10 protein-coding genes and 1 pseudogene are annotated in these 13,163 nt (G+C 59.2%); 6 read left to right on the top strand and 5 right to left on the bottom strand.

Going from position 1 to position 13,163, the window contains the following annotated elements; genetic code table 11:
- Window positions 1–475: 475 nt before the first annotated feature.
- The 4 genes from otnK to HHJ18_RS11035 all read right to left on the bottom strand — a co-directional run bounded on the left by otnK (window position 476) and on the right by HHJ18_RS11035 (window position 4,802).
- The gene (gene otnK / locus HHJ18_RS11020; protein ID WP_296915235.1) at window positions 476–1,756 is read right to left on the bottom strand and encodes a 3-oxo-tetronate kinase; all 1,281 of its coding nucleotides are present in this window, start codon (window positions 1,754–1,756) and stop codon (window positions 476–478) included.
- Window positions 1,757–1,761: 5 nt separating this feature from the next.
- Window positions 1,762–2,007 (bottom strand): hypothetical protein, encoded by a 246-nt coding sequence (locus HHJ18_RS11025; RefSeq protein WP_296915237.1) that lies wholly within the window; start codon window positions 2,005–2,007, stop codon window positions 1,762–1,764.
- Window positions 2,008–2,402: 395 nt separating this feature from the next.
- Complete coding sequence (locus HHJ18_RS11030; protein ID WP_296915239.1) at window positions 2,403–3,389, bottom strand: tripartite tricarboxylate transporter substrate binding protein; 987 nt, start codon at window positions 3,387–3,389, stop codon at window positions 2,403–2,405.
- Window positions 3,390–3,437: 48 nt separating this feature from the next.
- Window positions 3,438–4,802 carry an FAD-dependent oxidoreductase gene (locus HHJ18_RS11035; RefSeq protein WP_296915242.1) on the bottom strand — a complete coding sequence of 455 codons (1,365 nt, stop codon included), beginning with the start codon at window positions 4,800–4,802 and terminating at the stop codon, window positions 3,438–3,440.
- A gap of 131 nt (window positions 4,803–4,933) precedes the next feature.
- Between HHJ18_RS11035 and HHJ18_RS11040 the strand changes: the two genes are divergently transcribed.
- Entirely contained in the window at window positions 4,934–5,845 is a 912-nt protein-coding gene (locus HHJ18_RS11040; RefSeq protein ID WP_296915245.1) for a LysR family transcriptional regulator, read from the top strand.
- Window positions 5,846–6,938: 1,093 nt separating this feature from the next.
- Here HHJ18_RS11040 and HHJ18_RS11045 read toward each other — a convergent pair.
- The gene (locus HHJ18_RS11045; protein ID WP_296915248.1) at window positions 6,939–7,844 is read right to left on the bottom strand and encodes a LysR family transcriptional regulator; all 906 of its coding nucleotides are present in this window, start codon (window positions 7,842–7,844) and stop codon (window positions 6,939–6,941) included.
- A 163-nt stretch (window positions 7,845–8,007) separates the two neighbouring features.
- Here HHJ18_RS11045 and HHJ18_RS11050 point away from each other — a divergent pair, with 163 nt between their 5' ends.
- The 5 genes and pseudogenes from HHJ18_RS11050 to HHJ18_RS11070 all read left to right on the top strand — a co-directional run.
- Window positions 8,008–9,354, top strand: a complete 1,347-nt coding sequence (locus HHJ18_RS11050; protein WP_296915251.1) for an aldehyde dehydrogenase family protein — start codon at window positions 8,008–8,010, stop codon at window positions 9,352–9,354.
- Window positions 9,355–9,495: 141 nt separating this feature from the next.
- On the top strand, window positions 9,496–10,650 hold the full coding sequence (locus HHJ18_RS11055; RefSeq protein ID WP_296915260.1) for an ABC transporter substrate-binding protein: 1,155 nt from the start codon (window positions 9,496–9,498) through the stop codon (window positions 10,648–10,650).
- A 49-nt stretch (window positions 10,651–10,699) separates the two neighbouring features.
- Window positions 10,700–12,310, top strand: a complete 1,611-nt coding sequence (locus HHJ18_RS11060) for a GMC family oxidoreductase N-terminal domain-containing protein (protein WP_296915254.1) — start codon at window positions 10,700–10,702, stop codon at window positions 12,308–12,310.
- Between the two features lie 6 nt (window positions 12,311–12,316).
- Window positions 12,317–12,568 carry a hypothetical protein gene (locus HHJ18_RS11065; protein WP_296915257.1) on the top strand — a complete coding sequence of 84 codons (252 nt, stop codon included), beginning with the start codon at window positions 12,317–12,319 and terminating at the stop codon, window positions 12,566–12,568.
- A 475-nt stretch (window positions 12,569–13,043) separates the two neighbouring features.
- A pseudogene (locus tag HHJ18_RS11070) lies at window positions 13,044–13,163 on the top strand (IS3 family transposase); the annotation flags it as partial.

The following is a 13,163-nucleotide window of genomic DNA, read 5'->3' on the forward strand; positions in this document are numbered from 1 at the left end:
ATGCCCGATGCCAGTTCTTGAGACTATTCTTTGTCGGATAACCCAACCGTCGAATGGTCGCTCCAGTGCGTTTCCCGAGCTTTATATAAAGCTTGACTGCTCGAATGCGGTCTTCGTAAGAGTACGTGAACTACCTCTAAGTAGTCCAACAATTCCGCCGCACCCCCACCCTGCCGATTCAAGAATGAGCCAGGGCGGGTCGCCAATTTTTGAATCAGCAACTGTTGATAAGTGTACTCAATGGCGGCTTTTTGATCGCCTCCCTTCGATGGGTTTTGCGACGGTGATCAACCTCATGCGCCCGAGTTCCTTAACCTGCGCCGCATTAAGCGCCTGTGTAGGCGTGTTGCGTAAAAGCAGGAACAGCTTTGCAGTCTCTTCCAGTTCCTCGGCCGCATAAACCGCAGCTTCAAGCGACGCTCCACACATCACAATTCTCTTGCGCGCCTTTTGCTCGTTGTATCAAATTGAGTTGTCATGACAGGCGGTCCCATGCTTTGAGAAAAAAATCATCAGTGCCAAAATTGCCCGACTTCAGCGCCAGTGCAATCGGCTGGCCGCTTGCGGTAGACCCCATCGAGGTGGTCCAGGGCACACCGGGATCAATCTCCGGCCCGATGTAAAGGCCCGACACGCCTAGCGCCTTCACGACAGCTCCTGAAGTCTCGCCGCCCGCAACAATCAATTGTGCAACGCCAGTTTTGACCAAACCTGCGGAAATGGCTGCCAATACGCCCTCGACCAGCAAACCAGCACGCTGAGTCCCAAGGACGCACTGTGTCGCTTTTACGGATTCGGGATCTGCGCTGGCGTAAATAAGGACTGGCTCTGCAGCGACATGGGCCTCCGCCCAGGCCAGTGCTTGCCCAACAACATCGTCCCCGCGCGCCAATGCGGCAGGATCGACGCAAAACGACGGATGACGCTGTCGCATTTGCTCGACCTGCCGCAATGTGGTCGAAGAGCAACTGCCTGACACCACAGCGCGAAGCCCGGCAGGCACTGACAAGCGCTCAGCACCGGCGCTATCGCGCAGAGCTCCGTCCCGCCGGAAATTGCCGGGCAGCCACATCGCCAGGCCCGAGCCACCAGTCACCAGCGGCATTCCGGCGCAGGCACTGCCGATCTCGATCAGATCCTTGTCCGTGACCGCGTCAACGATGGCAAAACGCCTTCCCTGTATCCGCAGCGCATCGATACGCTCACGGATCGCCGGGGCGCCCTGCGCCACCGTGCCGTGGTCAATCAACCCCACGGGATGCCGGACCTGCAGCTGCAGCATGCGTACGAGGTTCGCATCGCGCATGGGGGTGAGCGGGTGATGCTGCATGCCCGATTCGTTCAGGAGTGCTGAACCCACAAAAAGATGGCCCTGATAAATCGTGCGCTTGTTCGCCGGGAACGCGGGACAAACCACCGCGAAGTCCACCCCTAACGCGTCCAGCAACGCCTCCGCCACAGGTCCGATATTACCCTCGGCGGTTGAATCGAAGGTGGAGCAATACTTGAAGTAAAACTGCCGGCAACCGGCCTGTTGTAGCCAGCGCAAAGCCTCGAGCGATTCGCGCACCGCATCAGCGGGCGGGCTCGTCCGGGATTTCAGCGCGACAACGATGGCATCAACATTCTCCGGTGCCGAATACTGCGGCACACCGACGGTCTGCACCGTGCGCATGCCTTGCTTTACCAGGACGCCGGCGAGGTCGGTGCCGCCGGTAAAGTCGTCCGCAATGCATCCGAGCAGGGGACCAGCCATAGAACTCACTGCTCTCCCCAACGCAAGACGCGTTGCTCCTGGATGCCGAGACCGTCGATGCCCAGGCGCATGACGTGACTGGGCCTCAACAGACTTAGTATGTTGAAGGATTTCAGCCTGCCTATACCGTCTTTGGCAAAGAATGCAAAACCAAAGTTATCGAAAATTGCAATGAGGTCACGAATATTGCCCTCGGAGTCTATGAGTTGGGGGCGCTCCTGACCGGCTTGGCGGTGTCTGACGAGTTTCATTGTGGCTTTTAGTTAAGGGGGTAATTGCTCAGCAGGCCGGCGCCGACAAGGCAAGCCGGCAAATTTCCAGCGAATAGATTGCGGCATGGCTTCGAACGATGACGCCATGGCGTTGAAGCTCCGACCCGTCGATCAAGGCACGCGCCCGCTGCGCAGCATTGGGAGTGCAAGCTTCGGCCAACAGCACCCAGGAAGGAACATCGAATTCGCGCGTGCAGGACTCGGCTGAGTTAAAGCGACTGGCAGGTTGGTCAGCTGCTTAGAGTTGGCAATCGACCACGCCGGTCAGCGCTGCGGCGCGCGGAAGCACTTCTCGGCCCAAGTATTCACACACAAGCAGATTGCCGGTCATTGTCCAAGCACATGCATCGCGGCACGATAGCCTCTGCTGTTATTTATTCGACCTTAACACCTGCACTCTTGATCACATCCGACCACTTGGTGATTTCCGACTGCAGATGGGTGGCGAACTCCTCTGGCGTGCTCGCGACCACGTCAGCACCAAGCTTGGAAAGGCGGTCGCGCACGTCGGGCATAGCCAGCACCTTGACGATGTGATCATGCAATGATGCGATGACCGGTGCAGGCGTTCCCGCCGGTGCTAGGACTCCACCCCATGACGTGGACTCAAAGCCGCTGACCCCAGATTCAGCAATCGTTGGGTACTGTGCGAGCGATTTCGGGCGACTCCTGGATGCCGTGCCAAGCACGCGAAGCCGGCCTGTCCCAATAAAGGGGGCTGCTGCGATGGAGGTGGCAAAAGTCATTGTGACATGCCCGCCAATCACATCGGTCATCGCGGGAATGTCACCTTTGTAGGGAACGTGCACCATGTTGATGCCCGCCATTTTCTTGAATAACTCCGCTGTCAAATGAGTGGCCGAACCCGACCCGCCCGAGGCGAACTTCACCGCTGCGGGATTGGCCTTGGCATATGCAATGAGCTCCTCAGTCGTCCGTGCAGGAAACTCCGGATTGACGAGAAGGACGATGGGCACAGAAGTTGTCAACGTAATCGGTGAAAAACTTTTGATCGGGTCGAAAGGCAGTTTGAGATAAAGACCTGCATTGATGGCGTTGGGGCCAACATTACCCATCAGGATGGTGTAGCCATCGGCGGGTGACTTTGCAATCGCATCGAGCGCGATGATGCCATTCGCTCCTGGGCGGTTGTCGATAATAAAAGATTGACCGTAACTTTCGCTAAGCTTTTCTGCTAAAAGCCGGGCCGTGATGTCCGAGGCACCGCCGGCCGGGTACGGGACCACGAAGCGCACGGGTTTGGCGGGGTAAGCTTGTGCGTGCGCAGATAAGGTCGCGGCGCTGAAACTGAGGGCCACAAGACCGCCCATCAGGGCACGGCGGGTGCATGGATTCATCATCTGAAAGCCTTTCGTTGAATTGAGCAGACAAAGTGTGAATTGGCAGCTCTATGCCGCCATCTCACCGAGGTAGACCCCGGCGCGCCGCAACGCGGGCTGCAGCCTGGACATCGGCAACTCGGCCGCTGGCATGGACTGCTGCGAACACAAGGCGGCGGCAATGCCGGCTGATTCGCCGGTCGTCATGCACGGCGCCATGTTGCGCGTGGCACCGTGTGCATATTGAGTCACCGAAATACACCGACCAGCCACCAGCAGATTTTCTACCGACTTGGGCACCAGGCATCTGTAGGGGATATCGTAAGCGCCATCTCCACCGACGTCGATGTGCTGCTGCGACTTGCCGTCGGGGTGGTGAATATCCACAGGGAAGCAGCCCTGACCGATGGTGTCGGCGAATTTACGGCCGACGCGGATGTCGTCTTCATTGAGCTCGTACAGGCCCTGCAAGTTACGCGTTTCGCGCACACCGACAAAGGCATTTGGCAGAAAAGATGCGCGCTCAAAGCCCTCCACATTGGCGCGCAGGAAGGCCCCCAGCTTTTGCAGTTGCGAAGTCAATTCGACGGTGGCGCGCGACAGTGAAAGCGGATCGTTACCATCGATATTCGCCATGCGGCTGCCGTTAAAGTTCAACTGGTCAGGCCAGACGGTATTGGTCCAGAACTGGTGGTCATCATGATCGTACACACCCAGCTCCCGCAGTTGCTGGTTCCAGCGCGTGAATGAGCCGTGAAAGTAGACCGGGATTGGGTCTGGACAACCTCGCTTGGACGCCCAGGCCGACTCGAATTCCGAAAGCGCCGCGCAGGCCCGAGCCGTGTCGACCGACACCGCCCGCATCATCATAGAAACAGGCTGCATGGCACCAGATCCCGGCCAGCCCACCCGCGCCGGCGCACCGGCTTTGACGGCCAGATCGGCGTCGCCGGTCGCATCAATGAAGAAGCGCGCCTTGATGTAACCCAACTGGCTTTTGCTGCACACCAGCACGCTTTCAATGTGACCATCCCGGGTTGATGCGTCGATCAGAGCGGTGTTGTAGAGAATGGTGACGCCTTCGCGCGCCAGCATGGCTGTGGTTTCCATGCGAAAGAGGTCGGCATCAACTGGCGTTACAGAATGCACATAACCTTCAGGCAGCGGCACATGGCCAACAGCGCCGCCTTGCTCGATCAGCCGGTCGATGATTTCCTGTGCAATACCGTAGACCACTTGGCGCCCGTTCTTGGTCTTGTAGGTGTGAATGCACAGGCCCGTTGCGGCATTTCCCCCAATAAAGGGCCGTGGTTCCAGCAATACAGTGCGTGCACCTTGACGTGCAGCGGCCAGCGCTGCACAGATACCAGTGACGCCAGCACCAGCTACCAGAACGTCGAACGTGTCCTCAATAAGATTTCCGGGGGTTTGCATAAGACTTCTCGGTTGTGCGGCCCTTGAAAATAGGGGCCAGTCGGGTGATGAATTAATTAGCAGAACGAAGTTTGCGGCGAATCTGACATAGCTACAATTGATAAATATTTATAAATTCATAAGTAGTTCTAATGAATATTACTTTGCGACACCTGCGTGCATTCGTTGCGGTAGCGCAAATGGGCGGGTTTTCGCCTGCGGCAAATCGACTGCATCTCAGCCAGCCGGCCCTTAGCATGCTGGTACGCGGTCTGGAAGAAGACCTTGGCCTGTTGCTTTTCGAACGTACAACGCGCAGCGTCAAGTTGACAGATGCGGGCCGCGACTTTTTCCCTTTAGCCGAGCGCCTGCTGTCCGACCTTCATCACGCCGTTGCCGAAACACGCACCCGTGCAGAGCGGGCGAGCGGGCGCCTCGTGATAGCGGCGACTCCGATGTTCGCATCGACCCTGCTGCCCAACATGCTGAAGCAATTCCGCACCGCGCATCCGGACGTACAGATCGTCATGCGTGACGACGCGAGCCCTGCTCGCATTCAGCGGCTAGTGCAGGATGGTGAGGCGGATCTTGGCATTACGCCGATTGACCGGACTCACCTGGAACTGTTGGTGATCGAGGTGATGATGGATGACGAACTGGTGCTGGCGTGTCCTGCTGGCCATGCGCTGGCGCGTCACAAGCAGATCAAGTGGCACGAACTGTCCCAGTTTCCACTGATCGGTTTTGCACGCGACAACACGTTGCAGATGCTCGTCAACGGCGCGTCAGACGCCGCCGGCATCAAGCTGCACATGCACTATGAAGTTTCGTCCATCGCGACGGCAGTTGCTCTTGTCGACGCCGGGCTGGGCATCAGCGTGCTGCCGTCATACACACGCACCGTGCGCCGGTTCAACCGTATCCAATTCCAAAGGCTGGTTGAACCTGTGATCCAACGGGAGCTGTGCTTGCTGCGGTTCCGTGATCGCGTCATGTCGCCTGCTGCGCAGGCATTTGCCGATGTGCTTCGTGAGTGTTGCCGCCGACCGAAATTGACCACTTAAAGCGAGAAGTGCCGATCCAAAGTTGACCAGGGTGTTCCACTGACCTGCTAAATATTGCAGCATGTAACAAACACGTGTTCACCATGGAAACGATAGGCAAGGTCAGGCGCATGAAACTACGCGACAAACTCTCCAACAGCCCGATTACAAAACTGACTGGGTTGTCATGCAACATGGTCAAGAAATGGCCCAAGGCACCACCCCGCGACATTGCTCCCAGACACCGCAGGGAAAGTCCCGAGGGCAAACTCTCCGCCTCAGAGGCCGCCCAGGGTTAGCGGGCAGCGACAGTGGCGTGACCGAGTTCATCCGCGTCTGGCGTGAGCCGTTTTGCGTATCCGGATGAGCGTGACCGGTGATTCCGGAGTGCGTGATTGATTGCCCGACCCCAGCCAACACACTTTGAATTGTAGGTATTTTGGTTTTCTGTCTCGGCTTCCTCTTTCGTTTTGTCGTAATTCAAAATGGCCACTCTCTGCAATGCAGGGACAAATACCCGATGCGTTCCTCACCTGTTGTGAGAGCGAGTTTGAACCGAGGTCCGCATTCCACCACCATACCCCCTAAAGCCCAACTGTTATCAGTTGGGCTTCTTTCTGCCCGAATCACCAGTACTGGCGCGGTTCCCGGCCTTGCGCTCTTGAGCGTCGCCCCGTCACCATCCCCGTTTCCGGCGTCACTTACCTCGGATTTTTCTCTCTGTTCTCTGTTGAGCCGGTGAGCGTTCACCAGCCCGATGTGAGCATTGGCGCGGGTCTCCGGTCTGCCGGTTGTGATTGTGAATTGGTCGGGTGCGGGGGATCCAAAGAGGACAGTTCTCCACGTATTTCGGAACCTATTGATCCGGCCCTTTAAAGTCACAACTATTTTTGTCATCTTGCAGACAAAAAAGTGTAAAAAATTCAAACTTCATAGAACCGGATCAATAGTGAGCGAAGGGTTCAGGCGATTCAATGCAGCGGATCAAGGACCCTCGCACCGTTTGCCCCGAGTCGCGCTCGCGGTCGGTGCCGTCGAAGACGGTGCTGAGGTAGGAGCTATCGGGCAGCATCCGTTGCAAAAACTTAATATGAACAGTATTGGGGCTACCGGGTTAGCGCGACGCGGAGAGCGCCAGAAACTCCCGGAATGCGCTCTCGCACGCCGACAGTGGCCTTTCCCATGACCACACGAGTCCGACGCGGATATCCGGAATGGACGACGAAACAGGGATGGCGTGGATCCGGCGCCCGTCCAGCGACCATGGGTGGAAAAGCATGTCCGGCAGGATCGTCACGCCCAGACCGATCGCCACCATTTCCCTGACCGCTTCCAACGAGGATGCGTGCAACCAGCTCACCGGCTGCTTAGCTGCTTCCTGCCACCGGATCTTCGCGTTCATTTCCCCGTCGTCCACTCGAGGGATCACATACGGGTAGTCGGTCAGGTCAGCCAGACTGACGGACTCACGCCCGACGAGCGGGTGATCATGGGAGACCCAAGCCCGGCGCCGAGACTGGATCAGCTGAAGGCTGTGGACCCGCTTGGGCGACTGCAGATTCGACAGGATCACCGCAGCAATCGAGATCTGCCCGCGAGCCAGTCTCCTTTCTATCTGTTCTCGCGTCAGCTCCGTCGGTACGACGTTTACACGCGGGAAGAGCTTCCGGAAATTGGCCAGCGAACGAAGAAGGAAGTAGCCAAGTACCATGTACGTAGTGGGGACAATCAGGTCTCCTTCGACGTCGGTACGCTCGTGGAACGGAAAGCGGGACGTTTCACCTGCCGCATCCAAGACCGTCTTGGCCCGGTGGAGAAACACCTCGCCTTGGTGGGTGAGCGCCACGCCCCCTCGGATCCGAACGAACAGCCTGGCGCCCAACGCATCTTCCAGGTTGCGGACGGCCACCGTCATGGCGGACTGCGAGACGTTGCACTGGGCGGCAGCAATGGAAATCTGGCCGGCGCTGGCAGCGGCGACGAAATATTCTAGCTGCCGGAGCGTGAATCGGTGGGTCATGGCTGAATATTCATTTTATTCATAAAAGATCCAAAAAAATGAATTAGACGCGGGAAAGGGAGTTGGCCAAAATGTGACCGATGCGCGCCGCCAAACTTTTCAGTCATCTCGTGAAGCATCTGGATCTCACCTTCCGTATGCCCCTTTGGGGGTCATTGGGATCATGAACAGGCGCGGATACGTCAACGGGTGCGAATCCGAGATCCAGCCGGCCCTTGTCGAGGCTTGCGTAGAGCATGCATACGAGGCTGTCAAGACCACCCGAAAAACCTCGCTCCACGACCGCGCGAGCACCCTCGAGAAAATTGCCGGAGCGCTCAGGGGGGCAACTACGCCGCTTGCGCGCCAGCTGGCGGAGGACAGCGGCTTCCTGACCGAGCACGACATGCGCCTGGAAGTTCAGCGGGCGGCCGAGGTGTTCCGGCTCACAGCGGCGTACACGCTCGCTGGGTGGTCCACGGCCCTTGACCTGGATTCGGTAGAGCGTGCGCGCGGGGCGTTTGGCATCGTCAGGCGCGAGCCCATCGGCGCGGTGTTGGGAATCTGCGCATTCAACGGTCCACTCCTCATCCCCGCTCATAAGCTCGCGCCCGCCATCGCGGCCGGCACGTCGATCATCCTCAAGCCGGCCCCCGGTGCTGCACGCGCTTCGGTTGACCTGGGGAAAATGGCGGTCAACGCAGGTTGGCCTGCGGCGGCCGTCGCTGTACTGGACGTCGACAACGACACGACTATGAAGCTCGTGAGAGACCCGAGGCTGCCGGTAATCAGCTTCACCGGGGGCAGAGTCGGCTGGACGATCAAGGAGGCTGCCCCGCGCAAGCACGTGCAGTTGGAGCTAGGCGGCGTGGGCGCGGTTCTCGTGGCGGCTGACGCCAACTTGGAACAGGCTGCGCGTGAGTGCGCAGCGGGCGCATTTGTCCGTTCTGGGCAATCGTGCATCTCGGTCCAGCGAATCTACGCAGCGAGGTCAATCTTCCCGGAATTGGTCTCGCTTCTGGTAGATGCCGTGCGGGAACTCCAGGCGACCCATCCGATCGGCCCGCTGGTCCACGAAGAGGCTTGCTCATGGATAGAGCGGCTGGTGCAGGACGCTGTAGATGGCGGAGCACAACTCGTTCACGGCGGCAGTCGGGCGGGCGCCTATTTCGAGCCCACTGTGCTCACCGAGACGACATCCCAAATGAAGGTGATGCAGGAGGAAGCATTCGGACCGGTGGTTGCAGTGAATCCTTATGACTTGATCGAGGAGGCGATCTCGGAGATCAACTCGGTGGGCGGCGCCATTCACCATGGCATCTACACCGCCGACTTGGACGTCGCATTCGGTGCGGCCGATGCGATCCAGGCCGGCGGCGTGATCATTAACGGTCCCTGCACCTGGCGGGCCGACCACATGCCGTACGGTGGAGTGGGCCAAGCCGGATTTGGGCGGGAAGGTATCGCTCACTCGGTGCTGCACTTCACCGAGCCCAAGGTTATTGTCGTGCGGCCTTCGCGAAGCCGATGACGCTTTGACCGGATGAACACTTCAACCAAGCAAGGAGACATGATGAACAACAGACACAGCAAACCGGGCGCAAGCAATCTATCCCGCGTCAGCGGTACTTCACACTGCGAATGGTGGGGGGCGTTGTTCATCGGCGCTGCAATGGCAGCGAACCTGAGCTTTGCGCAGGCGCCCGGACCCGTTCGAATCGGGTTCGTGACGGACCTTTCCGGCCAGTATCAAGACCTGGACGGCAATGGCGGCGCAGTGGCCGCCCAGATGGCGATCGATGACTTCGGCGGGAAGGTTCTGGGGCGAGCGGTGGAGCTTCTCGTGGCGGACCACCAGAACAAGCCAGACACCGCCGTCGCGAAGGCTCGGGAGTGGATCGACACCCGGAATGTTTCCATGATCCTCGGGGGGACGAATTCCGCGGCGGCTCTCGCCATCTCCGCCCTGGCCAAGGAAAAGAAGCGCGTATTCATATCCATCGGGGCCGGTACGCCGGCACTGACCAACGAGCAGTGCTCGCCCAATACCATTCACTATGCGTATGACACGGTTGCGCTTTCCCGTGGAACCGGGCGAGCCATGGTGGAGTCCGGTGGAGATACCTGGTTCTTCTTGACGGCCGATTACCTGTTCGGCCATGCTTTGCAGGCAGATACAACGGCGGTCGTGAACGCGGGCGGTGGCAAAGTGGTCGGCGCTGCCGTCCACCCGGTGAACGCGTCCGACTTTGCGTCCTTCATGCTGCGTGCGCAGCAGTCTAGGGCGAAGGTCCTCGCCCTAGCCAACGGCGGCGCGGACACGATCAACGCCCTGAAATCCGCGCGCGAGTTCGGCGTGACCAAGACCATGCGCACTGCGTCGCTCATTTTCTTCATCAGCGACATCCATTCTTTGGGGCTGGAGACCGCCCAAGGCTTGCACTACACCACAAGCTGGGATTGGAACCTCAATGACAAAACGCGGCAGTTCGGGCGTCGATTCTTCGAAAAGCACAAGCGCATGCCCACGGACCTACAGGCGGCTGACTATTCCGCCACGATGAACTTCCTCAAAGCGGTTCAGGCGGTCGGCAATACCGATGCTGACGCAGTTATGGCGTACTTCAAGAAAACACCGCTGGACGATTTCTACGCCAAGGGCGTCGTACGGCCCGACGGGCGCTACGAGCACGACATGTACCTCATGAGGGTCAAGACGCCTTCGGAATCGAAAGTACCGTGGGACTACTCGACGCTGGTGAAGAGGATGCCAGGATCGGAAATATTTATCAAGAAATCTGAGAGTAAGTGCGCCCTCTGGCGGTAGCGCAGGGACTGATCCTGTGGCTGGACGCCCGCGTATTGAGAACTACCACGTGGACACTTTCGATTACGTGATTGTGGGAGCCGGTGCCGCCGGTTCCCTGCTTGCTGCCCGTCTTTCCGAGAACAGCAACGCTCGCGTCTGCCTGCTTGAGGCTGGCCCTCCCGATGTGCATCCACTCCTGCACCTGCCTGCCGGTTTTATCAAGATGCTGGAGAACGAGAAGTACACGTGGCAGTTCGAGGCAGAGCCGGCGGCGCAGACCAACGGCCGCGCCATTCTTCTGCCGCAAGGTCGCACGCTGGGCGGGTCGACCGCCATCAATGGCATGGTCTACAACCGCGGGCAGCGGGAGGACTACGATGATTGGGAGGCATTGGGGAATCCCGGCTGGAACTTTGATTCCGTGCTTCCGCACTTCCGCCGGTCTGAAGCTTTCCTTGGAGACGGCGACGATCAGTTTCGCGGGCGCGACGGCGAGCTCTTTGTCACCACGAACGACTGGATCCATCCGCTCACCGAGGCTTTCCTTCAGGGTGCCGGAGAGCTCGGAATCCACGGCAATCGCGACTACAACGGCGCGTCTCAGGCAGGCGCCGGCTATTACCAGCGCATGATTCATCGGGGACGCAGAGTCAGCGCCTCACGTGCGTTCCTTCGGCCCGCGGTGAGCAGACGAAACCTCGACATTCGGACGAACGCGCAGGTGACGCGGATACTTTCCGAGGGAGGCACTGCAACCGGAGTCGAATACCTGCATGGGGACAGGGCTCCGACCACTACGGTTCGCGCGCGCAAAGAGGTTATCGTCTGCGCTGGCGCGATCAACACGCCGAAACTTCTGCAGCTGTCCGGGTTCGGGCCTGCAGAGCTACTCAGAGACCTGGGCATTCCCGTAGTTCGCGATCTGCCGGGTGTGGGCGCGAACCTCCGTGACCATTTCGCCGTGCGTGTTGTCGCCAAGGCGCGCAACGTCACGACGATCAACGAGCTGGCGCGCCCACCCAGGCTCTGGTGGGAGGCGGTGAAGTGGGCTCTGGGCCGGCCTAGCGTACTCGCGGTTTGTCCGTCCATCGTCCACTTTCATTGGCGGTCGGACGGAACCTGCGGGCGGCCTGACCTTCAGGGCGTGTTTTCGCCCGCAAGCTACCGGGCGGGTAAAGTTGGGATGCTGGATCGTTACCCTGGCATGAGCTGCGGATTTTGGCTGCATCGTCCCGCGAGTTCCGGCAGTGTCTCCCTGCGTTCCATTGATCCTTTGCAATCGCCTAAAGTCGAAGCCGGCTATCTCACGCACGCGGCAGATTGCGAGGGCATGCTGCGAGGCCTGCGCTTGGCGCGGCGGTTGCTGGCAACGCGGGCACTGGCACCCTATTTCGAGGCGGAGACACTCCCTGGATCGCTCGTCCAGAGCGACGACGAATTGCTTGATTACATCCGGCAAGTCGGCGCCTCGTCCTATCACCTGAACGGCACGGCCCGGATGGGCCCTGCTTCAGACCGCTTCGCAGTCGTCGATGCCAGCTTGCGCGTGCACGGCGTGGGCGCACTGCGCATCGCCGACGCATCGGTGTTTCCGGCGATTCCTTCGGCCAACATCTGCGCCGCCACTTTCATGGTGGCGGAAAAGGCGGCCAGTCTTGTGCTGTCCGAGTCTGCATAGGCGCTGATGAACCGCGTTTCGAACATGCACCCGGTGGCCGCCTCAAACTTGCAGCCACCCAAACTCCTCCAGGCCAAGCCGAGGGAAGTGTCGTCGGGTGGCGCAGAAATGCAGCGCCGCTGCATGGACGATTGCCTGATCAAGCCACTCAATCTGTCCAGGTTGCTGGAAACCCTCGATAAATGGTTGTCGATCCCGACCGAGGCTATGCCGGCCGTCGAAACCTCTGGAGCAATCCGTGGCCGACTCTCGCAGTGATTACGGCAAGCTCGAGTGGCAATCGAGCACGCGAGCAGAGCCGGCGACTGAAAACGGTGACGGCGGCAATGCCGGCGTTCGAGCACGAATGGCTTCACCTGAACGCCTTTATCGAATCCGTCTGAGGCGCGACGCAGTGAAAGCAGGCAAGCCCCAGAAGGAACGGATTAACTCTGATTGCCGGTCCCGCTCAGGAGATGTTATTCCTTGACTGGCCGAACTCCGTGCGCTGCTCACACCAGTCTGAAGGAACGGCACGTCGGACCAAGTGCTCTAGCGCCAATCCGTTTCCCCCCCCGTCACGCAGCCCTCGATGATATCCGGCGCGAGGAGGAGCAGTTTCGCGATCCGACTGGCCTGTCCTCGGTCAATGCCCTCAAGGCCCGCAATTTCAGTCAGTGACCGGTATTTGCCCTTAAAGGTGAAATGGCACGCCCTGGGCTGGAAGGAACTCATCAAAGAGTTCGCCGCGAAGAGCGCTGAGCAGATGGAGCTGGCGCGGTTGCGGGCTGAGCTGGCGAGGGTAAAGATGGAGCGCGATATTTTAAAAAAAGCGACGGCGTACTTCGCCAGGGAATCCCTGTGAAGTACGCCT

The sequence above is a fragment of the Polaromonas sp. genome (genome assembly GCF_012927455.1).
GTDB lineage: Bacteria > Pseudomonadota > Gammaproteobacteria > Burkholderiales > Burkholderiaceae_C > Polaromonas.

Bases quoted from the DNA above. Each gene is read 5' to 3' on its own strand.
- HHJ18_RS11040 (WP_296915245.1), top strand. From the start codon at position 4,934: ATGAATATTACTTTGCGACACCTGCGTGCATTCGTTGCGGTAGCGCAA.
- HHJ18_RS11045 (WP_296915248.1), bottom strand. From the start codon at position 7,844: ATGACCCACCGATTCACGCTCCGGCAGCTAGAATATTTCGTCGCCGCT.
- HHJ18_RS11030 (WP_296915239.1), bottom strand. From the start codon at position 3,389: ATGATGAATCCATGCACCCGCCGTGCCCTGATGGGCGGTCTTGTGGCC.
- HHJ18_RS11055 (WP_296915260.1), top strand. From the start codon at position 9,496: ATGGCAGCGAACCTGAGCTTTGCGCAGGCGCCCGGACCCGTTCGAATC.
- HHJ18_RS11050 (WP_296915251.1), top strand. From the start codon at position 8,008: ATGAACAGGCGCGGATACGTCAACGGGTGCGAATCCGAGATCCAGCCG.
- otnK (WP_296915235.1), bottom strand. From the start codon at position 1,756: ATGGCTGGTCCCCTGCTCGGATGCATTGCGGACGACTTTACCGGCGGC.
- HHJ18_RS11025 (WP_296915237.1), bottom strand. From the start codon at position 2,007: ATGAAACTCGTCAGACACCGCCAAGCCGGTCAGGAGCGCCCCCAACTC.
- HHJ18_RS11065 (WP_296915257.1), top strand. From the start codon at position 12,317: ATGAACCGCGTTTCGAACATGCACCCGGTGGCCGCCTCAAACTTGCAG.
- HHJ18_RS11035 (WP_296915242.1), bottom strand. From the start codon at position 4,802: ATGCAAACCCCCGGAAATCTTATTGAGGACACGTTCGACGTTCTGGTA.